The organism is Stagnimonas aquatica (assembly GCF_003730135.1).
Taxonomy (GTDB): domain Bacteria; phylum Pseudomonadota; class Gammaproteobacteria; order Nevskiales; family Nevskiaceae; genus Stagnimonas; species Stagnimonas aquatica.
On the sequence record NZ_RJVO01000001.1, the window covers coordinates 599,986 to 626,288 of the forward strand.

Sequence of the window (26,303 nt, forward strand, 5' to 3'; positions counted from 1 at the left end):
GCGCCCCTTACACTTCCTGCCTAGTCAGATTCCGGAGTCCGGCATGAAACTGGTCATCGGCAACAAGAACTACTCGTCCTGGTCGCTGCGCCCCTGGCTGCTGATGCGGGCGCTGGATCTGCCCTTCGAGGAGGAGCTGGTCCCGCTCTACCGGGAAGACTCCAAGCCGCGCCTGCTGCAGCACGCACCCTCCGGCCGGGTGCCGGCACTGCACGACGGCACCCTGGTGGTCTGGGATTCCCTGGCGATCGTCGAATACCTCGCCGAGCAGTACCCGGGCGTGGCGGTCTGGCCGCGCGATACCGAGGCCCGCGCGCATGCGCGCAGCATCTGCGCCGAGATGCACTCGGGCTTCACCGCGCTGCGCAGCCACATGCCGATGAACCTGCGCGCCTCGCATCCCGGCAAGGGCCAGACGCCAGCGGTGCTCGCCGACATCGCCCGCATCGACGACATCTGGCAGGACTGCCGGCGCCGCCACGCCCTGGAAGGCCCCTATCTGTTCGGCGAGTTCAGTGCCGCCGATGCCTTTTATGCGCCAGTGGTGACGCGCTTTGTCACCTACCAGGTGCCGCTCACCGAACTGGGCGACGAATACGTGGAAACCCTGCGCGGCCTGCCGGCCATGCAGGAGTGGTACACCGCCGCGCTGCAGGAAACCGAGCGCATCGAGGCCAGCGAGCCCTACGCCTGAGGCGCCGCCGGCGCGCCGATGCGGACCGCCATCATGCTGATCGAGCCCATCTCGATGCCGTCGGTGACGATCTCCGCCGCTTCTCCGGGCCGCTGCGCGCCGAGCACCGGCAGCAGCGGCCAGTAGTGCTCGGTGGTGGGCACCGACAGGCGCCCGGCTTCGCCCTGGCTGCGCCAGTCGATCAGGGCCTGGTGCTCGCCAGCGAGTATCCGCGCCCGCGCCCAGTCGTTGAACTGCGCGGCCCAGTCATAGGCCGCGCCGCCGTGCCAGTGGAGCGTGCGCAGGTTGTGCACGACGTTGCCGCTGCCGAGGATCAGCACGCCTTCCTCGCGCAGCGCAGACAGTTTTTGTCCCAAGGCGTAATGGAAGGCTTCGGGCTGGCTGGCGTCGAGGCTCAGTTGCAGCACCGGAACCTGGGCGTCCGGGAACAGATGCACGAGCACCGACCAGGCGCCGTGGTCCAGGCCCCAGGACTCGTCCAGCGCCACCGGCAGCGGCGCCAGCCGTTCGGCCACCCGCGCGGCCAGTGCCGGCGCACCCGGCGCCGGGTACTGCACCGCGAACAGCTCGCGCGGGAAACCACCGAAATCGTGGATGGTGCGCGGCTGCGGCATGGCAGTCACCGCCAGCCCGCGCGTCAGCCAGTGCGCGGAAACACAGAGCACCGCCTTCGGGCGCGGCAGCGACTCGCCCAGCCGCCGCCAGGCCTCGGTGTAGGCATTGCGCTCCAGGGCATTCATCGGCGAACCGTGGCCGATGAACAGCGCGGGCATGAGGGCGGCGGGCTGGGGCATGAGGTTTCCTCGGGATCGGATCAACTCAATTTGGGGGCGCGCGCTCAGTTTTCAGCCGACGGCCGGCGCTCGCTATGCCCCAGGTCGCGGTCCGGGGCGATGCGGTCCCGCAGACGCTGCTTGAGCTGCGCGAGATCGGGGAAGCCGCCGTCGGCCTTGCGGTCGCAGAGCAGCTCGCCATTGAGCCGCACCAGGAACACCCCGCCCTGCCCCGGCTTCAGGGCCACCTCGCCCAGCTCCTCGGCGAAGGTGGTCAGCAGCTCCTGCGCGACCCAGCCGGCGCGCAGGAGCCAGCGGCACTGGGTGCAGTATTCGATTTCGACGCGCGGTCTGCCGGACTGAGTCTGTTCCATAACTGGGCCTAAGCCAGACGCTCCGCGAGCCGCCGTAGCTCAAGGTGATTTTCGGCGGCGATGGTTCTGAATCCGCTGGAAACCCGCGCGTCGTTCGCCAGCCGCTGCCAGAAGTCCTGGGCCAGCGGCAACATCTCGCGATACGCGGACTCCAGTCCGCTCAATGGCGCCGGCGGCGCGAACCGGGGCGTCAACACCTCGCCCGCGCGCGGCACATACAGCATTGGCAGCATGTCGTAGACCGGCGCCAGAACGAACTGCCCATAGCCCGGCCGGGCAGGATCGTCATGGTGCAGACCCAGATTGCCGTTGTGCATGTCGGTGTTGGCGATCAGATAGCCAAAGGCGGCGATGCGCTCGATCCGCGCGCCGTCCTCCGCAGCCAGCCTTTGCCCCGCAACGAGGGCGCGGGCAATCGCCGGCCAGGCGCCACCGAGGCCGACGAACTCGGCATCGACGGCTTCCAGGCTGACCAGACTGCGTCGGCCATGCGCGCCGACGCGGTCGAAGCGCTCGACTTCCAGAAAGGCCCGCCCCCCGCACTCCAGCCATTCGCTGCCGGCGGCGGCGATCCCGGCTTCACGCAGCGTCATGAGCGCCAGATGCTCGGCGCGGAGCAGGTCGGCCCAACGCAGACCGATGGATTCCGAAACCGGCGGCGAGAACTTGACCAGCACGTCGAGTCCGTCCGCCCCTCGCCGCCGCCGGAGCAGGAACTTCGCCTGTTCGCCAGCCGCCGACGAACCGGCGGGCTGCCCCTGCATGGTCTGGTCGGCGAACTGCGGGTAGAGCGCCGGGCGCTGCGCGTCGTCCACCCCAGGCCGCGCGCCACTGGGCTCCAGGCTGGCGTCCCACCAGCGGCGGTAGGCGACCTCGCCCAGCAGGAGATCGCCTTGCAGATCGTCGCCGCGCATGCACAGGGCATAGAGGGTGGTCGCGGCATCCCATTGGCGGACATCGGCGGGCAGCCGCAGCTCGGGGTAGCGCTGCGGGAACAGGCGTCCCAGGAATCCCTGCGGGCGCAGATCGTGGATCCACCAGGGCAAGTCGGAGTAGAGCCGGGTGGCGGCGCGATCTCCGAGCGCGGATTCGAACCAGAACTCGCCGGCAGCGAGGCTGTGCAAAGTGCCGAGACGAATCGCCTCCCCCGCCCCGCTGACCCGGTAGATGGGAATCCCGCTGCCGAGATCGCGGACGGTCGCCAGCAGGCCGTAGCGCCGCGCCCTCGCCGCGCCCATGGGCAGCACCTGAGCGCGCAGGGCGGTCAGTCGCCGGGATAGCGTCGGCTGGCTCAGGCCGGAGAGCTCGGCAAGCTCCCTCGCGCTAGCCGTACCGAGCCCCAGCCGGCGGAGCAGATTGGAGGAAACGGCGTCCATGAATGCATCAATGAATGGATTCTCGAATCCATTATTGACGCAACCACCATTTCAAAACAATTAGTTACTTATTTTCAGCGAGCGATGATGAATGGATTCTCGCTCAAAACTGCCGGCCCACCCGCTTGATCTTCGCACCCAGGGCGCTGAACTTGCCCTCGATGTCCTCGTAGCCGCGGTCCATGTGGTACACGCGGTCGATCACCGTCTCGCCCTCGGCCATCATCGCGGCGATCACCAGCGCCGCCGAGGCGCGCAGGTCGGTGGCCATGATCGGCGCGGCGGCCAGGCGATCCTTGCCGGTGGTGATCGCGGTGTGGCCGTCGATGCGGATCTCGGCGCCCAGGCGGATCAGCTCCTGCGCGTGCATGAAGCGGTTCTCGAAGATGGTTTCCTTGACCACGCCGACGCCCTCGGCCAGGCAGTTCATCGCCATGAACTGCGCCTGCATGTCGGTGGGGAAGCCCGGGTGCGGCATGGTGTGGATGTTGACTGCCTGCGGCCGCCGCCCCTGCATATCGACCTCGATGAAGTCAGTGCCTGTGCGCACTAGGGCGCCGGCCTGCTGGAGCTTGACCAGCACCGCGTCGAGCATGGCCGGATCGGTGCGGGTAACGCGCACCTTGCCGCGCGTGGCCGCGCCGGCGACCAGGAAGGTGCCGGTCTCGATGCGGTCCGGCAGGACCGCATGACTGGCCTCGTGCAGCGCCTTCACGCCCTGGATGCGGATGGTGGTGGTGCCCTCGCCCTCGATCTTCGCGCCCATGGCGCGCAGGCACTTGGCGAGATCGACCACTTCCGGCTCGCGGGCGGCGTTTTCCAGCACCGTCTCGCCGTCGGCGAGGGTGGCCGCCATCATCAGGTTCTCGGTGCCGGTGACCGTCACCGTATCGAAGACGATGCGCGCGCCCTTGAGCTTCGCCGCCTTGGCATGCACGAAGCCGCCTTCCAGCGTGATTTCTGCGCCCATGGCCTTGAGGCCCATCAGGTGCAGGTCCACCGGCCGCGCGCCGATGGCGCAGCCGCCGGGCAGCGAAACGTGCGCCTCACCGCGCGCCGCGACCAGCGGCCCGAGCACGAGGATGGACGCCCGCATGGTGCGCACCAGCTCGTAGGGCGCGATGTGGGTGGTGATGGGCTTGGCGTCGAGACTGATCTCGTGCTCGCCGGTCTGCTCCACCTTCACACCCATCTGCGACAGCAGCTTCTTGGTGGTGTTGATGTCCCAGAGCTTGGGCACATTGCTCAGGTGCAGCGGCGCGTCCGACAGCAGCGCGGCGCAGAGAATCGGCAGGGCGGCGTTCTTGGCGCCGCTGCTGGCGACCTCGCCGGTCAGGGGGCCGTTGCCACCGACTATGAACTTGTCCATTCAATCCACCACGTAGAAATAAAAGTACTTCGGACGTTCACGTCCGGGGCCGAAAACCACGCTCGTCGCGACTCCCCGCTGTGAAACAGTAATATTCCAATCGAGAGTGTCCCCAAATTTCTCAACAAGACCGAGGTAACCCCCAACACCTTCGCGTCGAGTATCGGAATTAAGCTTGAAGAGCAGCCCCATGTCTTCGACAAAAATCCAAGGAGTCCTTCCTTGCTGCTCAGGGTCGCCAACGACGGTGTCTCGCCCACTCATCCACCAATCAAACAAAAGCTGATGAAATTCAGACTTGGTTAGCGCCGAGTCTCGTCCTATCTTTGGTAGTGGCATGACGCCAATTAGCCTCCAACGGTTACTTCAAGGCGTTCGGGTCTTGAGCTGAAGCGCGTGGATCTCACGACCCATCTTGTCCCCCAGCGTGGCGTAAACCAAACGATGCTGAGCAATCGGCATCTTGCCGGCGAACTGGGCCGAGACCACTTCGGCCTCGAAGTGCTGGCCGTCGTCGCCTTTCACCGTCACCTGGGCGTCCGGCAAGCCGGCCTGGATCAGGGCGGCGATCTGTTCTTTGGTCATCATTGGGGTTGGCCTTGGTCTTACTTGCGCATCCGGTAGCCGGTCATCAGCATCCACAGCGCCACGCCGGAGCAGACGATGAAGAAGCCGCTCATCCACAACAGGCTCTGCAGGATCGGCACGTCGGCGTGGCCGAAGAAGCCGTAGCGGAAGCCGTCGATCATGTAGAAGAAGGGATTGAGGTGACTGGCGGTGAACCAGAATTTCGGCAGCGAGTGCACCGAGTAGAACACGCCGGACAGGAAGGACAGCGGCGTGATCAGGAAGTTGGTGAAGGCGGCGATGTGGTCGAACTTCTGCGCCCAGATGCCGGCGATCAGACCCAGCGCCGCGAGGCTGCCGCCGGCGAGCAGGAATACGCCGACCAGGGCGAGCGGCTCGGCCACCGGCAGCGGCACGAACACCAGCGCGGTACCCAGCATCGCCACCGCCACCAGCAGGGCGCGCACCAGCGCTGCGAGGATGTAGGCGCCGAACCATTCCAAGGGGGAGAGCGGGGCCATCAGGGTGAACACGATGTTGCCCATCACCTTGCTCTGGATCAGCGAGGACGAGGTGTTGGCGAAGGCGTTCTGGATCACCGTCATCATCACCAGGCCCGGCACCAGGAACTGGGTGTAGGTGATGCCGTCGTAGCCCGGCACCAGGCGCCCCTGCAGGGCCTGGGCGAACACCAGCAGGTACAGCAGCGCGGTAATCACCGGCGCCGACACGGTCTGCCCGAGCACGGCCCAGAAGCGCATGACCTCCTTCTTCAGGAGGGTGACAAAGCCGATCTGGTCGGGGCTCATAAAGGCCTGTTAACACTATGGGAGTCGCTGCGGCCGAAGGCTGTTTTGGCGCAGCGCAAGGAAGGGAGGCCGCGCGATGGTTGATGCCATCGAAGGACTCGCTGACGCCGCGATGCGCCAAAACAGTCCGGCCCCGAAGGGTTGCTGACCCAAAGGCCGCCATGCGGCGTTGCCGGCCTCGCCAAGGCTCCAGCCTTGGCGTCGTTCGGCGCCTTGCCTGGCGACCTTTGGGTTAGCAACGCAGCGATTCCCATAGCGTTAACAGGCCTTAGTCAGCTCCAGGAAGATGTCTTCCAGATCGGGGTCGCGGGTGTGTACGTCCTCGATGTCGAGGCCGGCGGCACGCAAGGCGGCGAACACGCTGCCGATCGGGTGCTTGGAGGTTTCCAGCTTCAGCTCGAGGGTGCCGCCGGGAAGCTCGCTGGCGACCAGCGGCCGCAGTGCCTCCGGCAGTGCGCCACCGTTGCCCAGCTTCAGGCGCAGGAAGCGGAACGGATGGCGCGCCAGCAGTTGCGGCGTGGTCTCCAGCGCCTTGATCTCGCCCTTGTCGAGGATGGCGATGCGGCTGCACATCTCCTGGGCTTCTTCGAGGTAGTGCGTGGTCAGCACCACGGTGGTGCCTTTCGAATGCAGGTCGCGCATGAAGGTCCACAGCGTGCGGCGCAGTTCGACGTCGACACCGGCGGTGGGCTCGTCGAGGATCACCACCGGCGGCTTGTGCACCAGCGCCTGGGCGATCAGCACCCGGCGCTTCATGCCGCCGGACAGCGCCCGCATCGAGACATCGCGCTTGGCCTTGAGATCGAGCCGCTCCAGCATCTCGTCGATCCAGGGCCAGACCTCCTCGCCACAGCCGTAGTAGCCGGCCTGGATGCGCAGCATGTCGACGACGTTGAAAAACGGGTCGAACACCAGCTCCTGCGGCACCACGCCCAGCCGGCGGCGGGCCTGGCGGAAATCACTGACGGTGTCGTGGCCGAGCACCGCGATCCTGCCCGAGCTGGCGCGGCTCAGACCGGCGATGATGCTGATGAGGGTGGACTTGCCGGCGCCGTTGGGGCCGAGCAGGCCGAAGAACTCGCCGCGCCGGATGCTGAAGCTGACGCCCTTGAGCGCCTGCAAGGAACCGTAGGATTTGCGGACCTGGTCGATGACCAGCGCGTCCGGGGAGGGGGTATTCATTTCGGCGCGGATTATACGGGTGGCCGAGTGGCCGCTCGCGCCGCATCCAGACCTTTTAAGCCGCCGTAGAACGCTTTCATGCACTCCACCGACACCGCCATCGTCTGGCTCCGCCGCGACCTGCGCCTGGCCGACCAACCCGCCCTCCACGCCGCCGCCCAGCGCCACGCCCGGGTGCTGCCGCTGTACCTGCACGCCCCGGAGGAGGAGTCGCCCTGGCTGCCGGGCGCGGCCAGCCGCTGGTGGCTGCACCATTCCCTGAGCGCCCTGGCCGAGAGCCTGGCGGCACTCGGCAGTCCGCTGCTGATCCGCCGTGGCCCCAGCACGGAGGCGCTGCGTCAGCTGGCGCGCGAGACCGGTGCCGGCGCCGTCTACTGGACCCGGCTATACGAGCCCACCGGCATCGCCCGCGACCGGATGGTGAAGGAGGCCCTGCGCGCCGACGGTCTGCTGGCCGAGAGTTTCAATGCCGCCCTGCTGTTCGAGCCCTGGGAGTTGAAGACCGGCGGCGGCGAGCCCTACCGGGTGTTTTCCCCGTTCTGGCGCAATGCCGAGGCGCGACTGGACCACTTGCCGGCGCCACTGCCGGCACCGGCGCGTCTCAGCCCACCCGAACGCAGCGTCGCCGGTCTCAGCATCGCCGAGCTGAACCTGCTGCCGCGCATCCCCTGGGATGAAGGCTTCTACCCGCACTGGACGCCCGGCGAGGCCGGCGCCCGGCAGCGTCTGGAACAGTTCGCCGCCAGCGCCATCGGTCGCTACAAGGAGCAGCGCGATCAGCCTGCGGTGCCCGCCACCTCCGGCCTGTCGCCGCATCTGCACTTCGGCGAGCTGAGCCCGCGCAGCGCTCTGCTCGCGGCCCGCGAGGCGGCGCGCACTGCCAGCCCCGGCTGGCTGGCCAGCGCCGAGCACTTCGTCCGCGAGCTGGGCTGGCGCGAGTTTTCCCACCACCTGCTGTTCCACTACCCGGCCACCGACCGGCTGCCGATGTACGACAAGTTCGCCGCCTTCCCCTGGCGCCAACCGGACGACTACGCCAGCGACCTCGCCGCCTGGCAGCAGGGACGCACCGGCATCCCCATCGTCGATGCCGGCATGCGTCAGCTCTGGCAGAGCGGCTGGGTGCACAACCGGGTACGGATGATCGTCGCCAGCCTGCTGACCAAAAACCTGCTGATCCCCTGGCAGGAAGGCGCGCAGTGGTTCTGGGACACGCTCGTCGACGCCTCGTTGCCGCAGAACAGCCTCGGCTGGCAGTGGAGCGCCGGCTGCGGCGCCGACGCCGCGCCCTACTTCCGCATCTTCAACCCGGTGCTGCAGGGCGAGAAGTTCGATCCCGAAGGCAGCTATACCCGGCGCTGGTTGCCGGAACTGGCGCGGCTGCCGGCCAAGTACCTGCACCGCCCCTGGGAGGCTCCCTCGGAAATCCGCCGGGCCGCCGGCCTCGGCCTGGACAGCGTCTACGCCCGCCCGATCGTCGATCTCGCCCGCTCGCGCGACCGGGCGCTGGCGGCTTACGAGCAGATCAAGGCCGGCTAGCCGGGGCGGGGCGGTCGTGGACGCCGGCCTGCGTCCAACCTGCCACGTAAACTGTCGGCGATGAGCGACTCCCCCTCCTACCGCCGCGCCCACGTGGCCCGCGCCCGCGCCGCCCTGGCCGACATCGCCAGCGGCGGCCGCCCGGCCGACCAGATCCTCGACGCCCTGTTCCGCAGCCACCGCGAGATGGGCAAGCGCGACCGCGCCCAGGTCAGCGCCCTGGTCTACGGCGTGTTGCGCGACGCGCTGCGTCTGCAGGTGCTGACCGGCACCGAACCGGCCGCCTGGCTGGCGCGCCATCTCGCCGACCTCGGCGCCGACCCGAGTGCGTATGAGCTGCCGGCGGCTGCGGCACTGGCGCCGGTCTCGGCCGCCGCCGAGGCGAATCTGCCAGAGCCCATCCACGCGGCATTCCTTGCACAGTACGGCGAGGACGAAACCCGGGCGCTGGCCCAGGCACTCAACCGCGAAGCCCCGGCCGACCTGCGCGCCAATACGCTCAAGCTCGGCCGCGACGCGCTGCTGGCGCAGCTCGCCGACGAAGGCATCGCCGCGACCGCGACGCCGCTCTCGCCCTGGGGCATCCGGCTAAGCAAGCGCATTGCCAGCGGCGCGCGGGTGTTCGCCGAAGGCCTGGCCGAACCGCAGGACGAGGGCAGCCAGCTGCTGGCCCTGCTGGTGGCGGCGCAGCCGGGCGAGACGGTGATCGACTTCTGCGCCGGCGCGGGCGGAAAGACGCTCGCGCTCGCCGCCGCCATGCGCGACCGAGGCCGGCTGGTCGCCGCCGACAGCGCCACCGGCCGGCTGGCACGGCTTTCGCCCCGACTGGAACGGGCCGGCGTGGCCGGCGTCGAAGCCCGGCCGCTGGCCGCCGACGACCCCGAGCCCTTTCCCGATCTGGTCGGGCAGGCCGACGCGGTACTGGTCGACGCCCCCTGCTCCGGCACCGGCACCTGGCGGCGCAACCCGGAACTGCGCCTGCGCCCGGTCGATACGGCGGCGCTCGCCGGCCAGCAACTGGCCATCCTGGAGCGCGCGGCACGGCTGGTACGCCCGGGCGGGCGGCTGGTCTACGCGACTTGCAGCCTGCTGGCCGCCGAGAACGAGGCGGTGGTCGATGCCTTTCTCGCCCGGCATCCGGACTACGCCCCCGACCCCGCCGCCGGCCAACACTGGCCGCCGCTGGCCGCCCTGCTGGGCGCCGACCGGCGCCTGCGGCTGCTGCCGCACCGGCACGGCAGCGACGGCTTCTTCGCCGCGCCGCTGCGACGCCAGCCAGCCTGAGGGGTGCCCGGGCGAGCGCCTACAATAGCCACCCCATGAACTCCGAAACCCTGCTCGCCAGCGCCCGCCGCACGCTGGAAATCGAACGCGACGCCGTCGCCGCGCTGCTCCCCCGGATCGGTGCGGATTTCACCCGCGCCTGCGCCGCCGTGCTCGCCTGCAAGGGCCGGGTGGTGGTGACCGGCATGGGCAAGAGCGGCCATATCGGCGGCAAGATCGCCGCCACCCTCGCCTCCACCGGCACGCCGAGCTTCTTCGTGCACCCCGGCGAGGCCAGCCACGGTGACCTCGGCATGATCACCCGCCAGGACGTGGTGATCGCCATCAGCAACTCCGGCGAAACCGCCGAGGTGCTGACCATCCTGCCGCTGATCAAGCGCCTGGGCGTGCCGCTGATCGCGATGACCGGCAAGCCCGGCTCCACCCTGGCCAAGGCCGGCGACGCGCATCTGGATGTCTCGGTAACACAGGAAGCCTGCCCGCTCAACCTCGCCCCCACCGCCAGCACCACCGCCACCCTGGCGATGGGCGATGCGCTGGCGGTGGCGCTGCTGGAGGCGCGCGGCTTCACCCCCGAGGACTTCGCCTTCTCGCACCCGGGCGGCGCGCTCGGCCGGCGCCTGCTGCTGACCGTCGAGAACCTGATGCAGAAGGGCGAGCGCCTGCCGCAGGTGAGCCGCGAGGTGCCGCTCACCGCCGCCCTGCTGGAGATGACCCGCAAGGGCCTGGGCATGACTGCGGTGATCGACGCCGACGGCGTGGTCCAGGGTGTGTTCACCGACGGTGATCTGCGCCGGGTGCTGGACAGCGGCGTGGACGTGCGCACGGTGCCCATCGCCCAGGTGATGACGCCGGGCGGCAAGCGCATCGCCGCCGGTGCGCTGGCCGCCGAGGCGGTGCAGAAGATGGAAGCCGCCAAGATCACCTCGCTGATGGTGACCGACGCCGCCGGCAGGCTGATCGGCGTGATCCACCTGCAGGATCTGCTGCGCGCCGGGGTGGTCTGATGAACGCCCCCGCACTGCCCCCGAGCGCCGAGGAGCGCGCCCGCCAGATCCGCTGCGTGATCTTCGACATCGACGGCGTGATGACCGATTGCAAGCTCTACCTCACCCACGACGGCGAGGAGATCAAGGCGGTCAACGTCCGCGACGGCCTCGGCATCAAGCTGCTGATGAAGAACGGCATCGAGGTGGCGGTGATCTCCGGGCGGCCCAGCGTGGCCATGCAGAAGCGGCTGGAATTCCTGGACGTGAAGCACATCTGGCTCAACACCGAGGACAAGCTGCCGGCCTACCGCAAGCTGCTCGACACCGTCGGCATCAGCGATGCCCAGTGCGCGCACATGGGCGACGACGTCCCCGATCTGCCACTGTTCCTGCGCGTCGGCCTGGCGCTGGCGCCGGGCGACGCCCACCCCAAGGCCAAGGCGGCGGCGCACTGGATCAGCCAGGCACGTGGCGGCGATGGCGCGATCCGCGAGGCGGTGGACTTCATCCTCGCCTGCCAGGGCAAGGACTAATCCGGCATGGCCGCGCGCCTGCTGCTGGGCCTGCTGGCCTTGGCGCTGTCGGCCTGGCTGCTGGTCGGCGACTTCCACGCGCCGGTCGATCCGGTGGCGGAAGCCGCCCAGGGCTTTGCGCCGCGCTACAGCCTCGACCAGCTGAAGCTGTTGCGCACCGATGAAACCGGGCAGCCGGTGCTGGCCCTGAGCGCCGCCCACGCCGACTACTTCGACGACGGCTCGGCGGAACTGAAGACCATCGAGGCGCGCGGGCTGAGCGGTCTGGCGGCGCCCTGGCAGCTGCAATCGCCGCGCGGCCTGGTGCCGGTGGGCGAGCAGCGCCTGCAATTGCAGGCGCCGGTCACCGGCCTCGGCCGCTGGCCGGACGGCGAGCCGCTGAAGCTCTCGGCGAGCCAGGTCTGGATCGACGATCAGCACAAGCGCATTGAATCGGCGCAGCCGGTCGCCATAGAAAGCGAGTCGCGGTCGGCCACGGCGCGGAGCTTCAGCGCGCCTTTCAATGCCGCTTCGCTGCAACTGAATTCAGTGGAGATGCGCTATGCGCTACGCGATTAGTTTCCTGCTGCTGGCGCTGACCGCCGGCCTGGCCCAGGCCCAGAGCCCGGTGCGTCCCAGCGGCCCGATCACCATCACCGCCAAGAGCGGCGAGTGGCAGGACGGGGTGATGATCTACAGCGGCGACGTGCTGATGAAGTCCAAGACCCTGGAACTGCGCGGCGCCCGGCTGGAACTGCGCCAGCCGGGCGGCAACCGCGCGCCCTACGAGATCACCCTCACCGGCGAGCCGGCGTCCCTGCTGCACGCCAGCGAGACGCCGGCGGAGCTGCCGGTGGAGGCGCGCGCCAGCCGCATCGTCTACCGCTCGGCCAACCAGGACGTAGAGCTGTCCGGCAGCGCCCGGCTGCTGCGCGGCAAGGACGAGATCAACGGCGAGAAGGTGCGCTACAACGTGCCGAGCCGGCGGGTGCAGGCCGACGGCGGCGACGCCGGTCAGGTGCGGATCGTCATCGACGTGCCGGAGGAGGGCGCCGCCATCAGCCCGCCGAAGCCGGACAAGTCCAGCCCGGCGCCGCAGCCATGAGCACCCAGACATCGGCGCGACTGGTCGCGCGCAATCTGCTCAAGCAATACAAGAAGCGTACGGTGGTGCGCGATGTCTCGCTGGAGGTGGCGGCCGGCGAGATCGTCGGCCTGCTCGGCCCCAACGGCGCCGGCAAGACCACCTCGTTCTACATGGTGGTCGGTCTGGTCCCGGCCGACGGCGGTCGCGTCGAACTGGACGGCGAGGACATCACCCGCCTGCCCATGCACGCCCGCGCCAAGCGCGGCATCGGCTATCTGCCGCAGGAAGCCAGCGTGTTCCGCAAGCTGTCCACCGCCGACAACATCCTGGCGATCCTGGAAACCCGCGACGACCTCGATGCCGCCGGCCGCAAGGCCGAACTGGAACGCCTGCTCGGCGAGCTGCACATCGAACACATCCGCGACGGCCTGGGCATGAGTCTGTCTGGCGGCGAGCGGCGGCGGGTGGAGATCGCCCGCGCGCTGGCGGCGAATCCGCGCTTCATCCTGCTCGACGAACCCTTCGCCGGCGTCGATCCGATCGCGGTGCACGACATCCAGGCCATCGTCCATCACCTGAAGGCGCGCGGCATCGGGGTGCTGATCACCGATCACAACGTGCGCGAGACGCTCTCTCTCTGTGAGCGCGCCTACATCCTCGCCGAGGGCCGGGTGATCGCCGGCGGTTCGCCGGCCGAGCTTCTGGAAGACGCCACCGTCCGGCGGGTCTACCTCGGCGAAGGCTTCAAGCTGTAGCAGCCTGGAGTCTGGCCCACCGAGCTTGACATGCAAAACCTGTACCGCCGTTACAATGCGGCCATGAAGATGGACAGGGACACCCCATGAGGCAGGCGCTAGGACTGCGCACCGGTCAGGCGCTGACCATGACGCCGGCTTTGCAGCAGGCGATCCGCATGTTGCAGCTCTCGACCCTGGATCTGAAGCAGGAGATCCAGCAGGCCATCGAATCCAATGTGATGCTAGAGCTGGACGAGGACGCTGCCGGCGAGTCGCCGGACGACCTGGCGCCGGAGATGCAATCGCAGGATGGCGGCGGCGAAGATCACGACTCCGGCGAGGTCTCCGACCTGCGGGTCAGCGAGGACAACATCCCCGAGGAGATGCCAGTCGATGCCGACTGGAGCGACATCTACGACACCGCCCCCAGCCGCGAGAGCGGCGGCGAGGACGAAGAGGACCTGGCCGAGTTCCGTCGCGCCAACCTGCGCGAAAGCGAGACCTTGCAGGAACACCTGCGCTGGCAGGCGCGGCTGGCGCCGTTCAGTGAATGGGAAGCCGAAGTCGCCGACTACCTGATCGACGCCGTCAACGAAGACGGCTACCTGGAGAACTGGGACGAGGCCTGCGTGCATTTCCGCGAGACCATGGGCCTGGACCCGCGCCGGATCGAGAAGGTGCTGCGGGTGGTGCAGGACTTCGATCCGCCGGGTGTCGCCGCCCGCGATCTCGGCGAATGCCTCACGCTGCAATTGCACCTGCTGCCGGCCAACACCCCGGGCCGGGCGGCGGCACTGGCCCTGGTCGCCAAGCATCTGATGCTGATCGCCCGCCGCGATCTCGGCGCCCTGCGCCGCGCCTCGGGTTACGACGAGGCGGAGCTGAAAGTGGCGCTGGCGCTGATCCGCAGCCTGCAACCGCATCCGGGCCGGCCCTACGCGGCGCACGAGAGCGACTACATCGAGCCGGACGTGTTCGTCACCAAGCACCAGGGCCGCTGGAAGGTCAGCCTCAACCGCGAGGCCTCGCCCTCGGTGCGGATCAATCCGCACTACCTGGCGATGGTCAAGCGCGCCGACAGTTCGCGCGACCAGGTGACGCTGAAGACGCATCTGCAGGAGGCCCGCTACTTCCTGCACAGCCTGCAATCCCGCAACGATACGCTACTTCGGGTTGCCCAATGCATAGTTGAAGAGCAGCGCGCTTTTCTGGAATATGGGCACGAAGCCATGCGCCCGCTGGTGTTGCGGGATGTGGCCAGTCAGCTGGGGATACACGAATCAACCGTATCGCGCGCCACTGCCAACAAGTACCTGCTCACGCCCCGTGGGCTGTTCGAGCTCAAGCACTTTTTCTCCAGCCATGTGCAGACGGTCGGCGGCGGCGTGGCCTCGGCCACCGCCATCCAGGCCATGCTCAAGCGCCTGATCTCCGGCGAGCAGCCCAACCAGCCGCTGTCCGACGCCACTCTGGCCGAACTCTTGCAGAAAGAGGGCATCCAAGTAGCGCGGCGTACGGTTGCCAAGTACCGGGAAGCCCTGGGCATTCCGCCCTCACACGAAAGGAGGCCGCTGTAGTCGAGTAAGCAGAACCGGTTCGTGAGCCGCTGTGCCAGCGGCGACTGACGAACCGCTTTTGCGCCAAGCGCAGGAACCGTCAGGGGCTCCGGTTTGTAGGGCACCCACCTGAAGGAGTGAACGATGAATCTCACCATCTCCGGCCACCATCTCGACCTGACCGCGCCGATCCGCGCGTACACCAAGGAAAAGATGAAACGACTCGAACGCCACTTCGATCACCTCATCGACGCACAGGTGATCCTCTCGGTGGAAAAAGAGCGGCAGAAGGCGGAGGCGACGATCCGTTGTTCCGGTGCCACCCTGCATGCGGAGGCCATCCACAGCGACCTCTACGCGGCCATCGACCTGCTCGCCGACAAGCTCGACCAGCAGACCCGCAAGCACAAGGACAAGCGCCGCGACCACCACGCCAGCGAGGTGGTGCATCACCAAGCCAGCCTCTGAGCCCGGCGCTTAGACCAAGGACGGGACGCTCAAGCGTCCCGTTTTTGTTGGCGGCACCGCTATCATGTGCGCCTGAGCCAATAGAGCCCTGCCACAAGCCTTTCTGGAAGACCCACGATGAAACTCGCTGAAATCCTCTCCGCCAGCCGCGTCGTCGCCGGCGTCACCGTCACCAGCAAGAAGCGCGCGCTGGAAGAAATGAGCAAGCTGCTCGCCAAGGGCGCCGGCACGGTCACCGACGCCGAAATCTTCACCAGCCTCACCTCGCGCGAGAAGCTGGGCTCGACCGGCCTTGGCCATGGCGTCGCCATCCCGCACGGCCGCATGAGCGGCGTCGAGAACAGCATTGGCGCGCTGATCCGCCTCAAGCATCCGGTGGACTACGACGCCCATGACGGTCAGACCGTCGATCTGCTGTTTGGCCTGGTGGTGCCGCAGCAGGCCACCGAAACCCATCTCAAGCATCTGGCCGCCATCGCCGAGCTGTTCTCCGACGAAGCTTTCTGCAAGCAGGCGCGGGCAGCGGCAGACGATGCCGCGCTCTATGCGCTGGTCACCAGCCGCAGCTAAGTCAGCGCACGCACCATGACGGCTGCGCAGGCGGCCGTCGGCCTGTTCGATCCAGTACACCCCGCCCGCACCCTGGTGTTGGGCGAAGCGGCGTCTGCCTGGTGGCACAAGGCCGACGCCCAGACCCGGGAAGTGTTGCCCGCACACCTGGCCAGCGCCGGCGTCCGCGAGGTCTATCGCTGCCGTGGCGCCCCGCTCCTGGATGCGCCGACCTGGCAGCAGGCTGGCATCGGTCTGCACCAAGATCCCGGAACCGCCGCCCAGCAGCGGCTGGCGCGGCTGCGCGCGACCTGCGCCGACGCCTCACCGGGCATCACCCTGCACGGCGTGTTCCTCAGTGTGCTCGGGCTGGGCGTGCTGATCACCGGGCCGTCCGGCGTCGGCAAGAGCGAACTGGCGCTGGATCTGATTTCGCGCGGACACGCCCTGGTCGCCGACGACGCGGTGGAATTGCAGCGCCGCGCGGCGGACCTGCTGGTCGGCCGCAGCAGCCCCCTGCTGGCCGGCTTCATGGAGGCCCGTGGCCTGGGCGTGCTCGACATCGGTCGCTGCCACGGCCCCGGCGCGGTGAAGGCCCGCGAGCGCCTGGATCTGATCGTCCACCTCGACGACTCGCCGCGCCCGGGCTTTTCCGGCGAGGAGCGACTGCGCGGCCGTCGGTCCCTGCGCACGGTGCTGGAGGTCGCGGTACCGGAAATCTTCCTGGCGCGCGGCCTCGGGCATAATCTGGCCCCGATGGTGGAAACCGCCTGCCGCGACCACTGGCTGCGACTCACCGGATACCACGCCGCCGACGCCTTCGAGGCCCGGCAACAACTGCAGATCCTCGACCCGCCCACGCCATGAGCGAGACGCCCGCGCGCATGAAGCTCACCATCGTCAGCGGCCTGTCCGGGGCCGGCAAGACGGTGGCGCTGCGCCAGTACGAAGACCTCGGCTGGTTCTGCATCGACAACATTCCGCTGGGCTTGATCGAGCCCTTGCTGGTGCATGCCCTGCACAGCGGCGATGCCCGCTACAACCGGGTGGCCATCGGCGTCGATGCCCGCGCCGCACCGGCCGAAATCGAGGATTTCCCGCGCAGTGTCGAAGAACTGCGCGGCCGCGACATTGATGTCGACGTGCTGTTCCTGCAATGCGACGAGCAGGTGCTGCTGAAGCGCTACAACGAAACCCGCCGCAAGCATCCGCTGTCCGACGCCGAGACCTCCCTGGTCGAGGCCCTGCAACGCGAGCGGCGGCTGCTGAAACCAGTATCCGACGCCGCCGACAGCGTGCTCGATACCACCGGCCTCAACCTGCACGAGCTGCGCGAGGCCATCCACCGGCGCTTGCCGGAGGCACGCGCCGGCCGGCTGTCGGTGCTGTTCCTGTCGTTCGGTTTCAAGAACGGCGTGCCGGACGGCGTCGACTTCGTGTTCGACGCCCGCTGCCTGCCCAACCCGCACTGGGATCCGAACCTGCGTCCGCTCAGCGGCCGCGATGCCGCCGTCGCCGGCTGGCTGCGCGGCCAGGCCGGCGTGCTCGACTTCGAGCGCGACGTCGGCGGCTTCCTGTCCAGCTGGCTGCCGCGCTTCCAGGAGCAGGACCGCGCCTACGTCACCATCGCCGTCGGCTGTACCGGCGGCCAGCACCGCAGCGTCTATCTGGTCGAAGCCCTGGGACAGCAGTTCCGCGAGCGCTTCGGCCAGGTCATCGTCAAGCACCGGGATCTGGGCTGATGGCCGCCGGCATCCTCCTGGTCACCCACGGCAAGCTCGGGCATTTCCTGCTCGACACCCTGCGCGACATGATGGGCGAGCTGCCCAGCAAGGCCGACGTGCTGGAAGTACGGCGGGTGCAATCGCACGAGGCGCTGCTGCTGCAGGGCCAGCGCATGCTCGACAACCTCGACAGCGGCGATGGCGTGCTGCTGCTCACCGACGCCTACGGCTCCACGCCCAGCAACATCGCCAACAAGCTGGGCGCGCTGCGCAGCGAGCGCAGCCTGGTGGTGGCCGGCGTCAACCTGCCGATGCTGATGAAAGTCTTCAATTACCCGCAGCTGCCGCTGGACAAGCTGGCCACCGCCGCCATCGAAGGCGGCCAGCGCGGGGTCACCCTCTGCCCGCGCCCCTAAGGAGAATCCCCATGCCCGCCCTCGAACGCACGGTCGAAATCGTCAACCGCCTGGGCCTGCACGCGCGCGCCTCGGCCAAGCTGGTGACGCTGGCCAGCAAGTTCACCGCCGACGTGCGTCTGCGCAAGGATGGCCGCGAGGTCTCCGCCAAGTCGATCATGGGAGTGATGATGCTGGCTGCCGCCAAGGGCAGTTCCGTGACCCTGATCGCCGAGGGCGAGGACGCCCCGCAGGCTTTGGACGAGCTGGCGCAGCTGATCGCCGAGCGGTTTGGCGAGGAGGCCTGAGGTGAAGCAATTGCGGATTGCGGATGGCGGATGGCGGATTGGAAAGCCGGCGCGCGTCGACGCCGGTCAATCCGCCATCCGCCATCCGCAATCCGCAATCGTCTGCCGGAGCCCGGCATGAGCCTCTGGCTCAACGGCATCGGCGTCTCGCGGGGCGTTGCCATCGGCCGCGCACTGCGGCTGCACGCCAGCGATCTGGAGATTCCCGAACGCAGGCTGGCGGCCGGCGACATCGAGCACGAGATCACCCGGTTCTACGGCGCCCAGCGCCGCGCCCGCGACGAACTGCGCTCGGTACGCGAGCAGATTCCGCTCGGCACGCCCGGCGACATCGCCGCCTTCATCGACACCCATCTGCTGATGATGGACGACCGCTCCATCGTCGATACCACCGTCGCCAACATCCGCAGCCACCAGATCAACGCCGAGGCAGCGCTGAAGAAGAGCCGCGATGTGCTGGTGGCGGTGTTCGAGCAGATGGACGATCCCTATCTGAAGACCCGCAAGGACGATGTCGAGCACGTCGTCGCACGCATCCAGCGGGTGCTGATGAAGCAGGCGCAACCGAGTGCGCCGGCCGAGGGAGCGCCGAAATTCGACATCGCCGAGCCGACCGTGATCGTCGCCGACGACATCACTCCGGCCGACATCATCCTGCTCAGCCAGCAGCAGGTGGTGGCCTTCATCACCGAATTCGGTGGTCCGCTCTCGCACACGGCCATTCTTGCGCGCAGCCTCGGCATCCCGGCCATCGTCGGCCTGCGCGACGCCCGCCGCTGGCTGCGCGAAGGCGAGACGGTCATCGTCGACGGCGAGCAGGGCCATGCCCTCGCCGACCCCGACGCCCAGGCACTGGACTTCTTCCGCGCCAAGCAGCAGCGCCTGGCCGCCGAGCGTGCGCAGCTGGACCTGATCCGCGACCAGCCGCCGGTATCACGCGACGGCGTGAAGATCCGCCTGCTGGCCAACATCGAGCTTCCCGAGGACGCCGCCCACGCGGCCGGCATGGGCGCCGAGGGCGTCGGCCTGTACCGCACCGAATTCCTGTACATGAACCGCAAGGACCTGCCCGGCGAGGAGGAGCAGTACGACGCCTACGCCAAGGTGGTCAGCGCGGTGCAGGGGCCGATCACGATCCGCACGCTCGACCTGGGCGCCGACAAGCAGGTCGACTCCGGCGCGCGGCTCGGCCCCACGCCCAACAACCCGGCACTCGGCCTGCGCGCGATCCGCCTGTGCCTGAAGGAGCCGGAGCTGTTCCGCACCCAGGTCCGCGCGCTGCTGCGCGCCAGCCGTTTCGGGCAGATGAAGATCATGCTGCCGATGATCTCCAGCGTCGGCGAGTTCCGGCAGGCACTGGCGGTGATCGAATCGGCGCGCGCGCAATTGCTGCGCGAAGGCCAGGTGCTGGCCGACGACGTGCCGGTGGGCGCGATGATCGAAGTGCCGGCGGCCGCGCTTGCCGCGCCGATGCTGGCGCGGGTGGCGCGCTTCTTCTCGATCGGCACCAACGACCTGATCCAGTACACCCTCGCCATCGACCGCGTCGACGACGAGGTGAACTACCTCTACGACCCTTTGCACCCGGCGGTGCTGCAACTGATCCAGCGCACCATCGAAGCCGGCGTGCGCGCCGGCATCCCGGTGACCATGTGCGGTGAAATGGCCGGCGACGTGCGCTACACCCGGCTGCTGCTGGGTCTGGGGCTGCAGGAGTTTTCCATGCACCCGGCCAACGTGCTGGAAGTGAAGCGCGCGGTACTCGACGCCGATCTGCGCGAACTGCACGCCAAGGCCCTGCGCATGCTGGCCTCGGCGGATGTCGAGGAACAGCAGTCGCTGATCGCCGCGATTGGCCGCTAGACGCGGCGCCTGATTCGGCGCCTCACCCGGCCCTGGATGCCCGGCCGACCGGAACTCGGCGCCCGGCAGCCCCCCCGGATAATCGTCCCCGCAGAGGCTGCACACGCCGGCGTTCGACGGGCGCCTGACCCGCGCCATTCGGAGACAGCGCCGGCCCGGCCTTGTCCGCAACAGCGCTACCCCAGGGCCGGATCATCGAGCCGTGGCTCCCAGATAGACACGGTGGTGCGCCCGGACCAATCCCGCGATGGCGGGACGAAACCCAAGGCTAGTGGCTGCGCACCCAGTCGAGCACTTCCTGCGGCGCGGAAGGCAGGATCGAGTGCCGCACGCCCGGCTCCAGGCGCTGCCGAACTTCCACACCCATCGCCCGCAGGCGGTCGTAGTAGAGCTGCATGGTGGCGGGCGGGACGATGCTGTCGTCGGCCCCGTGCAGGAACAGCGTCGGCGGATGATTGGCGGGCAGCTGCGCCGGCAAGGTGCAGGTGCTGCCATTGCAGGTGGCGTAGGAGGCCGACTGGATGATCAGCGCCCGGAACCGCCCCGGGAAGCTCACGGCCATGCGCGAGGTGTTGTAACCGCCGCTGGACATGCCGGTGGCGTACAACCGGCGGGTGTTGATTGGCCCGAACTGGCCGGCACCCAGACCGTCGAACACCGCAGTCAGCACCCGGTAGTCCTCGGTATCGGTGTAGGGCTGGCTGACATCGACGCCGTAGGCGTTGGTGTCCCAATACTGCAGCAGGCGCGCCTGGTTGACAGTCGGCGCGATCACCGCGTAACCGGCATCCAGCAACTTGGCGAACAGCTGTGATTCGTACTGGAGGCCGGCGAGCATGGTGCTATTGCCGTTCCAGTAGTTGGGAAAGACGCCGGTCTGGTACCAGAGCACCGCCGGCCAGCCGCCGGCGGGCGGCGTGCCGTCCGGCAGCTGGTATTCCACCGTGCGGGTTCCGAGCCCGCCGGTCGGCACCTGCTGGGTGCGGTATTGGCAGCGCAGGCTGTCGATGCCGAGGAAACTGGAGGCTTTGCAGGACGAACTCGCCTGCGCCACCGGCGCAGCCAGCAGGGCCAGAATCAGCAGCAGAGGGCGTGCGCGCATCGGAGTTCCCGGTAAACCATGCCGGCACCGAAGAGCGCTGGCTGCGCATATTTTCACCGGACCTGAACCGGATTGCACGTTTCTCCGTCGTTCACCAGGCGCGCTGATACTGCGGCGGCGACGCCAGCGCCTGGCCCAGGGCCTTGGCGGCGTGGTAGGGCCAGTAGGGGTCGCGCAGCAGTTCGCGCGCCAGCAGCACCAGATCCGCTTCGCCAGCAGCGACGATCCGCTGCGCCTGCTCCGGCTCGGTAATGAGACCGACCGCAGCGGTGGCGATGCCCGCCTCCCGACGGATACGCGCCGCGAACGGCACCTGGAAACCCGGCGCCACCGGGATCGTCGCGCGCGCCAGCGTACCGCCGCTGGAAACATCGATCAGATCCACGCCCAGCTCCCCGAGCTGCCGTGCCAGCGCGATGCTCTGCTCGATCTCCCAGCCGTCGGAATCCGCCCAGTCGGTGGCGGAGAGCCGCACCAGCAGCGGCAGCCGCTCCGGCCAGACCGCGCGCACCGCCGTCACGATCTCGCGCAGCAGCCGCGTGCGATTGTCGAAGCTGCCCCCGTAGAAGTCCTCGCGCCGGTTGCTGAGCGGCGACAGGAACTGGTGCAGCAGATAGCCGTGCGCCGCGTGCAGTTCCACCAACTCGAAGCCGGCGGCCAGGGCCCGCTGCGCCGCCTGCACGAAAGCCGCCTTGATCGCTTCGATGCCGGCCAGGTCCAGCGCCTGCGGGGTTTGCGAGGCCTCGTTGAAGGCCAGGGCACTGGCCGCCAGCAGCGGCGACCAGCCACCGGCCTCGGCGCCGACCGGCCGGCCGCCCTCCCAGGGCGCGGCGGTGCTGGCCTTGCGGCCGGCATGCGCGAGCTGCACGCCCGGCACCGCGCCTTGAGCGCGGATGAAGGCGGTGACCGGCGCCCAGGCAGCGACGTGTTCCTCGCGGTAGAGCCCGGCGTCGGCCGGCGAGATGCGGCCCTCGGGACTCACCGCGCTGGCCTCGGCGATCACCAGGCCGGCACCACCGACGGCGCGACTGCCCAGATGCACCAGATGCCAGTCGTTGACCCGGCCATCGACGCAGGAATACATGCACATCGGCGAGACGGCGATGCGGTTGCGCAGGCTCAGTCCGCGCAGCTTGAATGGGTCGAACAGGTTCAAACGACAGTCTCCAGGGAAGAGGGGCGGGACTCGCGCAGGCCCTGCGCGAGCAGTTGTAGCGCCGACTGCCGCAGGTCGGCGAGCAGCTCGGCGAGATGCGGCCGCAGCGCCTCGGCGGCGGCCGGCCAATGCGCCGCCGCCGCCAGCAGCGGCTCCGGCTTGCGCAACCGCGCGGCGGTGCGGCGGATCGCCAGATCGATGCCGGCCGGCTCGCCGTAGGAGCGCAGCAGCGCGGCGAAACCAGCAGCGCTGCTGCTGCGGCCACCGGCGAGCAGGAACCACGCGCTGGCGTCCTCGATGGCCTGGCCGGCGCGGTCGCAGAACGCCGCCAGCGGCTCGTTCGAGTAATGCGACCAGTCCTGCACCAGCGCGTAGTCGGCGACCAGATCGAGCAGGATGCCGGCGTAGCGACGGCCGCCGTCCGGCCAGGCCGCGCGCAGGGCGAGGCTGCGCGGGTGCTGGTCGGTCAGCGCGTCGATGCGCCGGTGCAGCCGGATGCCCTCGGCGATCTCTAGCGGATAGGCGGAGAGCTCCGCCCCGTGCACGACATCGCCCAGCACCGAACCGGCGAGCGAGGTGCCGGTCTGGTCGGCGAGCCAGAGGTGGGCGAGAAAATTCACCGCTCAGTCCTCGATGGCATCGACCAGGCCCCAGGCCAGCGCCGTGGCGGCGTCGATCCGCCGCCCGGACAAGACCCAGCCGGCCAGCCGCTGACGGCCGATGCGGCGGGCGATGCTCACCGTGCCGCCGGCGCCGGGGATCAGTCCGAACTTCAGCTCCGGCAACTGGAACCAGGCGTCCGGCGTGGCCACCAGCCGACCGGCGAAGGCCGGAAACTCGATGCCCGAGCCGACGCAGGCGCCGTGCAGACGCACCGTCGTGCGCGGCGCGCAGGCCGCCAGCAGGCGCCCCGGCAGGGCGAGGCTGCGCACCAGATGCGCGGTCGCCGGGTCCGGCGCCGTACCGAACTCGCTGAGATCACCGCCGGTGGAAAAGCACTTGCCCTCGCCGCCCAGCGAGACCGACTCCAGGCTGTCGTCGGCCAATACCAGTTGCAGGGCCTCGATGAGCGCGTCGCGCATCTCCACGCTCATGCCGTTGCGCAGGCTGGGGCGATTGAGCCTGAGGCGCAGCACGCCGCTCTCGCGTTCGATCAGCACCGCCGGCCCGAGGTCACGGTGCCGCAGGGGCTCCGGCGCGCGATGCGTCCGCAGCCAGGCGCCGAACTCCGGTCCGGTCTGCAAGGTCGAGTAGGCCAGCGACTCGGCGAACAGCGCCGCCTCCAGCGGCAGGCCCTCACTGGCGCGCAGCAACTGCACCAGTACCGTCGCGGCCAGCGGCGTCCGGCGGATACCCGCGACCAGCGACTCGGCTTCGGCCAGCGTCGCCACCCGGGCATCGCAGGCCGCCGCCCAGGGCCCATCGCCGGAGCCGACCGCGATGCTTGGCCCCGGCAGCGCACGCAGCCAGTCCAGCAGCGCCGCGTACGGCGCGTGCGCGGCGTCGCCAGTCAGGTCCAGCAGCAGGAAGGGCGTCCCGCCCAACGCGGAGATCGCGGAGCGCGCGCCCGGATCCCGCGCCAGCAAACCCAGTTCGGCGAGGGAGGTCAGTGGCGGCATCGGCAGGGGATCGGACATGTCGCGAGCTTAATGCAGGCGGTCTGCGGAACAGCGCGCCGACGGAGCCACGATGACAGGCGCAGCGACATCAGCGGGTGCGCGGGCGCCTCGGCAGCGACCTGCGCCAGGTCGGCTTGCCACCGATCCAGGCCGCGACACAGGAGCGGTGGCTCAGCGGGCGGTACTCGGCCCGGCCTCGTTGAAATACCGGAGGGGCTTCCATGCGCGCGCGACCCCGCTTAGATTGGGTCACGGGAAAAAATCTTCGTCACACCGACGAAGCCAGAAAATCAGCAAGGGATGCATTCGCCCGAGAACGGGCAGGTTGTGGGGATCGTCGTAGTGACGCGCCGGGAGTGCTGCACACCCCGGCAGACCGCCGCTGTCTGCGGAGTCGGCGTCATCGCGGGCGACGGCCCCGCTGCGCGGATCCATCTCCATGAATGGAATCAACCGGCCGCAAGGTCATTCAACGGAGAGGGCGCATGTCGAGAAAAGTGCAGGGAATCGTCACCTTGGTTCTGGTCGCGGGCAACGCGGGGTTGTCGGAAGTCCTCGGGGCGGCGCTGGGGGCCTTCGGCGTCAACATCGAGTCCTTCATCAAGGACTTCAATGCCGCCACCGGCACCGGCTACTTGCCCGGCACGCTGTTGGCAACGACGGTGACCATCTACGACGACTACTCCTACACCTTCGTCACCATGCCCTGAGAGGCCGGGCACGCCAGGGGAGCAGCACTCCCCTGGCGTGCCCCGACACAGCACGAAGCGGGGCTGACTAAACCGCCGCCAGCGCCTGGTCGAGATCGGCGATCAGGTCGTCGATATGCTCGATGCCAATCGACAGCCGGATGGTGTCCTCGGTGACGCCCGCCTTCACCAGTTCCTCGGGCGAGAGCTGGCGATGGGTGGTGGAGGCCGGGTGCGCCGCCAGCGACTTGGCATCGCCGATGTTGACCAGCCGGGTGAACAGCTGCAGCGCGTCCTGGAAGCGCGCCCCGCCCTCGCGCCCACCCTGCACCCCGAAGGTGAGCAGGCCCGACGGCCGGCCGCCGAAGTAGCGCTGCGCCAGCGCGTGGCTGGGATGATCGGCCAGGCCGGCGTAGTTGACCCAGCGCACGCGCGGATGGCTCTGCAGATGCTTGGCCACGCGCAGCGCGTTTTCGGTGATCCGCTCCATGCGCAGCGCCAGCGTCTCGATGCCGGTCAGGATCTGGAAGGCGTTGAACGGCGACAGCGCCGCGCCGGTATTGCGCAGCGGCACCACCCGCGCCCGGCCGATGTAGGCCGCCGGCCCCAGGGCCTGGGTGTAGACCACGCCGTGGTAGCTGGGGTCGGGCTCGTTGAGCTGCGGGAAGCGCGCGGCGTGCTCGGCCCAGGGGAACTTGCCGGAATCGACAATCGCGCCGCCCAGGCTGGTGCCGTGGCCGCCGAGGTACTTGGTGAGCGAGTGGATCACGATGTCGGCGCCGTGCTCGAAGGGTCGCAGCAGATAGGGCGTGGCCACCGTGTTATCGACGATCAGCGGCACCCCGGCGGCGTGCGCGATCTTGGCCAGCGCGGCGATGTCGGTGATGTTGCCCAGCGGGTTGCCGATCGACTCCACGAACAACGCCTTGGTGCGCGCGTCGATCAGGCCGGCGAAACTTTCCGGCGCGCGCGGATCGGCGAAGCGCACCTCGATGCCGAACTGCGGCAGGGTGTGCGCGAACAGGTTGTAGGTGCCGCCGTAGAGGGTGCTGGCCGAGACGATGTTGTCGCCGGCGCGGGCGATGGTCTGGATCGCATAGGTCACCGCCGCCTGCCCCGAGGCCAGCGCCAGCGCCGCGATGCCGCCTTCGAGCGCGGCCAGCCGCTGCTCCAGCACATCGTTGGTCGGGTTCATGATGCGACTGTAGATATTGCCGGCCACCTTCAGATCGAAGAGATCGGCGCCGTGCTGGGTGTCGTCGAAGGAGAACGCCACCGTCTGGTAGATCGGCACCGCCACCGCGTGGGTGGTCGGGTCCGGCTTGTAGCCGGCGTGGACGGCGAGGGTTTCAAACTTGTGCGGGTTCGACATGGTCGTCACTGGGCCTGCGGTCGTGAAGAAAACCGGCTCCTGCGAAGGCAGGAGCCACCGCCCCGAACCTCGGGGAGCGCCGCACTCTAAGCGTCCATCGACCTGAATGCCTATGCAGTCCACTAGACCGATTTTGTCTTTGCTCAGTCCCGCTCGGGATCAGCCGCGGACGGCTGCCCGCAACGCGCCATCCACTGCGCCGCCGGCGGC

Annotated in this window: 30 protein-coding genes; 17 read left to right on the forward strand and 13 right to left on the reverse strand. The window is 68.8% G+C overall.

The annotated features are described in order from the left end of the window. The first annotated feature begins 43 nt into the window (after positions 1-43). The gene (locus ED208_RS02640; RefSeq protein ID WP_123210289.1) at positions 44-694 is read left to right on the forward strand and encodes a glutathione S-transferase family protein; all 651 of its coding nucleotides are present in this window, start codon (positions 44-46) and stop codon (positions 692-694) included. Here the strand turns inward: ED208_RS02640 and ygiD are convergent. From ygiD to ED208_RS02675, 8 genes are all read right to left on the reverse strand, one after another. Then, positions 685-1,488 carry a 4,5-DOPA-extradiol-dioxygenase gene (ygiD, locus tag ED208_RS02645; protein ID WP_199720486.1) on the reverse strand — a complete coding sequence of 268 codons (804 nt, stop codon included), beginning with the start codon at positions 1,486-1,488 and terminating at the stop codon, positions 685-687. The genes ED208_RS02640 and ygiD overlap by 10 nt on opposite strands. Positions 1,489-1,532: 44 nt before the next feature. Further along, on the reverse strand, positions 1,533-1,841 hold the full coding sequence (locus ED208_RS02650) for an Rdx family protein (RefSeq protein ID WP_123210290.1): 309 nt from the start codon (positions 1,839-1,841) through the stop codon (positions 1,533-1,535). An 8-nt stretch (positions 1,842-1,849) separates the two neighbouring features. Next, positions 1,850-3,217, reverse strand: a complete 1,368-nt coding sequence (gene yjjJ, locus ED208_RS02655; RefSeq protein WP_123210291.1) for a type II toxin-antitoxin system HipA family toxin YjjJ — start codon at positions 3,215-3,217, stop codon at positions 1,850-1,852. A 103-nt stretch (positions 3,218-3,320) separates the two neighbouring features. After that, positions 3,321-4,586: a UDP-N-acetylglucosamine 1-carboxyvinyltransferase gene (gene murA / locus ED208_RS02660; protein ID WP_123210292.1), complete on the reverse strand. Its 1,266-nt coding sequence runs from the start codon at positions 4,584-4,586 to the stop codon at positions 3,321-3,323. Continuing rightward, complete coding sequence (locus ED208_RS16930; protein ID WP_148044661.1) at positions 4,587-4,925, reverse strand: hypothetical protein; 339 nt, start codon at positions 4,923-4,925, stop codon at positions 4,587-4,589. Between the two features lie 27 nt (positions 4,926-4,952). Beyond that, a complete protein-coding gene (locus ED208_RS02665) occupies positions 4,953-5,171 on the reverse strand; it encodes a BolA family protein (protein ID WP_123210692.1) in 219 nt (72 codons plus the stop codon). Between the two features lie 20 nt (positions 5,172-5,191). Beyond that, positions 5,192-5,962 (reverse strand): ABC transporter permease, encoded by a 771-nt coding sequence (locus ED208_RS02670; protein WP_123210293.1) that lies wholly within the window; start codon positions 5,960-5,962, stop codon positions 5,192-5,194. A 258-nt stretch (positions 5,963-6,220) separates the two neighbouring features. Then, positions 6,221-7,144, reverse strand: coding sequence for an ABC transporter ATP-binding protein (locus ED208_RS02675; protein WP_123210294.1), 924 nt, complete (start codon positions 7,142-7,144; stop codon positions 6,221-6,223). 78 nt (positions 7,145-7,222) lie between these two features. On the opposite strand from ED208_RS02675, the gene ED208_RS02680 reads away from it, so the two are divergent. From ED208_RS02680 to ptsP, 15 genes are all read left to right on the forward strand, one after another. After that, positions 7,223-8,683: a cryptochrome/photolyase family protein gene (locus ED208_RS02680; RefSeq protein ID WP_123210295.1), complete on the forward strand. Its 1,461-nt coding sequence runs from the start codon at positions 7,223-7,225 to the stop codon at positions 8,681-8,683. 60 nt (positions 8,684-8,743) lie between these two features. Further along, positions 8,744-9,967, forward strand: coding sequence for an RsmB/NOP family class I SAM-dependent RNA methyltransferase (locus ED208_RS02685; protein ID WP_123210296.1), 1,224 nt, complete (start codon positions 8,744-8,746; stop codon positions 9,965-9,967). 35 nt (positions 9,968-10,002) lie between these two features. Then, positions 10,003-10,974, forward strand: coding sequence for a KpsF/GutQ family sugar-phosphate isomerase (locus tag ED208_RS02690; protein WP_123210297.1), 972 nt, complete (start codon positions 10,003-10,005; stop codon positions 10,972-10,974). Continuing rightward, a complete protein-coding gene (locus ED208_RS02695) occupies positions 10,974-11,489 on the forward strand; it encodes a KdsC family phosphatase (protein WP_123210298.1) in 516 nt (171 codons plus the stop codon). Before ED208_RS02690 ends, ED208_RS02695 begins: the two co-directional genes overlap by 1 nt. 6 nt (positions 11,490-11,495) lie before the next feature. Then, positions 11,496-12,047, forward strand: a complete 552-nt coding sequence (gene lptC, locus ED208_RS02700; protein ID WP_123210299.1) for an LPS export ABC transporter periplasmic protein LptC — start codon at positions 11,496-11,498, stop codon at positions 12,045-12,047. Beyond that, complete coding sequence (gene lptA / locus ED208_RS02705) at positions 12,031-12,573, forward strand: lipopolysaccharide transport periplasmic protein LptA (RefSeq protein WP_123210300.1); 543 nt, start codon at positions 12,031-12,033, stop codon at positions 12,571-12,573. Before lptC ends, lptA begins: the two co-directional genes overlap by 17 nt. Then, the gene (gene lptB, locus ED208_RS02710) at positions 12,570-13,310 is read left to right on the forward strand and encodes an LPS export ABC transporter ATP-binding protein (protein ID WP_123210301.1); all 741 of its coding nucleotides are present in this window, start codon (positions 12,570-12,572) and stop codon (positions 13,308-13,310) included. Before lptA ends, lptB begins: the two co-directional genes overlap by 4 nt. 86 nt (positions 13,311-13,396) lie before the next feature. After that, the gene (locus tag ED208_RS02715) at positions 13,397-14,869 is read left to right on the forward strand and encodes an RNA polymerase factor sigma-54 (protein ID WP_123210302.1); all 1,473 of its coding nucleotides are present in this window, start codon (positions 13,397-13,399) and stop codon (positions 14,867-14,869) included. Between the two features lie 123 nt (positions 14,870-14,992). Continuing rightward, the gene (gene hpf / locus ED208_RS02720; protein ID WP_123210303.1) at positions 14,993-15,316 is read left to right on the forward strand and encodes a ribosome hibernation-promoting factor, HPF/YfiA family; all 324 of its coding nucleotides are present in this window, start codon (positions 14,993-14,995) and stop codon (positions 15,314-15,316) included. A gap of 117 nt (positions 15,317-15,433) precedes the next feature. Continuing rightward, complete coding sequence (gene ptsN, locus ED208_RS02725; protein ID WP_123210304.1) at positions 15,434-15,886, forward strand: PTS IIA-like nitrogen regulatory protein PtsN; 453 nt, start codon at positions 15,434-15,436, stop codon at positions 15,884-15,886. 15 nt (positions 15,887-15,901) lie between these two features. Further along, positions 15,902-16,732 (forward strand): HPr kinase/phosphorylase, encoded by an 831-nt coding sequence (locus tag ED208_RS02730; protein ID WP_123210305.1) that lies wholly within the window; start codon positions 15,902-15,904, stop codon positions 16,730-16,732. After that, positions 16,729-17,607 (forward strand): RNase adapter RapZ, encoded by an 879-nt coding sequence (rapZ, locus tag ED208_RS02735; protein ID WP_233574753.1) that lies wholly within the window; start codon positions 16,729-16,731, stop codon positions 17,605-17,607. The genes ED208_RS02730 and rapZ overlap by 4 nt, the downstream gene beginning before the upstream one ends. Beyond that, a complete protein-coding gene (locus ED208_RS02740) occupies positions 17,607-18,005 on the forward strand; it encodes a PTS sugar transporter subunit IIA (RefSeq protein ID WP_123210306.1) in 399 nt (132 codons plus the stop codon). The genes rapZ and ED208_RS02740 overlap by 1 nt, the downstream gene beginning before the upstream one ends. A gap of 11 nt (positions 18,006-18,016) precedes the next feature. Beyond that, entirely contained in the window at positions 18,017-18,292 is a 276-nt protein-coding gene (locus ED208_RS02745; RefSeq protein ID WP_123210307.1) for an HPr family phosphocarrier protein, read from the forward strand. Positions 18,293-18,409: 117 nt separating this feature from the next. After that, positions 18,410-20,155: a phosphoenolpyruvate--protein phosphotransferase gene (ptsP, locus tag ED208_RS02750; RefSeq protein ID WP_123210308.1), complete on the forward strand. Its 1,746-nt coding sequence runs from the start codon at positions 18,410-18,412 to the stop codon at positions 20,153-20,155. Between the two features lie 268 nt (positions 20,156-20,423). Here the strand turns inward: ptsP and ED208_RS02755 are convergent, their stop codons facing one another. The 4 genes from ED208_RS02755 to ED208_RS02770 form a co-directional block, all read right to left on the reverse strand. Beyond that, positions 20,424-21,257: an extracellular medium-chain-length polyhydroxyalkanoate depolymerase gene (locus tag ED208_RS02755; RefSeq protein ID WP_123210309.1), complete on the reverse strand. Its 834-nt coding sequence runs from the start codon at positions 21,255-21,257 to the stop codon at positions 20,424-20,426. A gap of 91 nt (positions 21,258-21,348) precedes the next feature. Continuing rightward, positions 21,349-22,413: an NADH:flavin oxidoreductase/NADH oxidase gene (locus ED208_RS02760; protein WP_123210310.1), complete on the reverse strand. Its 1,065-nt coding sequence runs from the start codon at positions 22,411-22,413 to the stop codon at positions 21,349-21,351. Further along, entirely contained in the window at positions 22,410-23,033 is a 624-nt protein-coding gene (locus ED208_RS02765) for an ACP phosphodiesterase (protein ID WP_123210311.1), read from the reverse strand. Before ED208_RS02765 ends, ED208_RS02760 begins: the two co-directional genes overlap by 4 nt. A 3-nt stretch (positions 23,034-23,036) precedes the next feature. Then, the gene (locus tag ED208_RS02770) at positions 23,037-24,050 is read right to left on the reverse strand and encodes an enoyl-CoA hydratase/isomerase family protein (RefSeq protein ID WP_233574754.1); all 1,014 of its coding nucleotides are present in this window, start codon (positions 24,048-24,050) and stop codon (positions 23,037-23,039) included. 467 nt (positions 24,051-24,517) lie between these two features. Between ED208_RS02770 and ED208_RS02775 the strand changes: the two genes are divergently transcribed. Beyond that, positions 24,518-24,742, forward strand: a complete 225-nt coding sequence (locus ED208_RS02775) for an uL11 family ribosomal protein (protein ID WP_158608400.1) — start codon at positions 24,518-24,520, stop codon at positions 24,740-24,742. 67 nt (positions 24,743-24,809) lie between these two features. Here the strand turns inward: ED208_RS02775 and ED208_RS02780 are convergent, their stop codons facing one another. Then, a complete protein-coding gene (locus tag ED208_RS02780; protein ID WP_123210313.1) occupies positions 24,810-26,093 on the reverse strand; it encodes an O-acetylhomoserine aminocarboxypropyltransferase/cysteine synthase family protein in 1,284 nt (427 codons plus the stop codon). Positions 26,094-26,303: the final 210 nt, after the last annotated feature.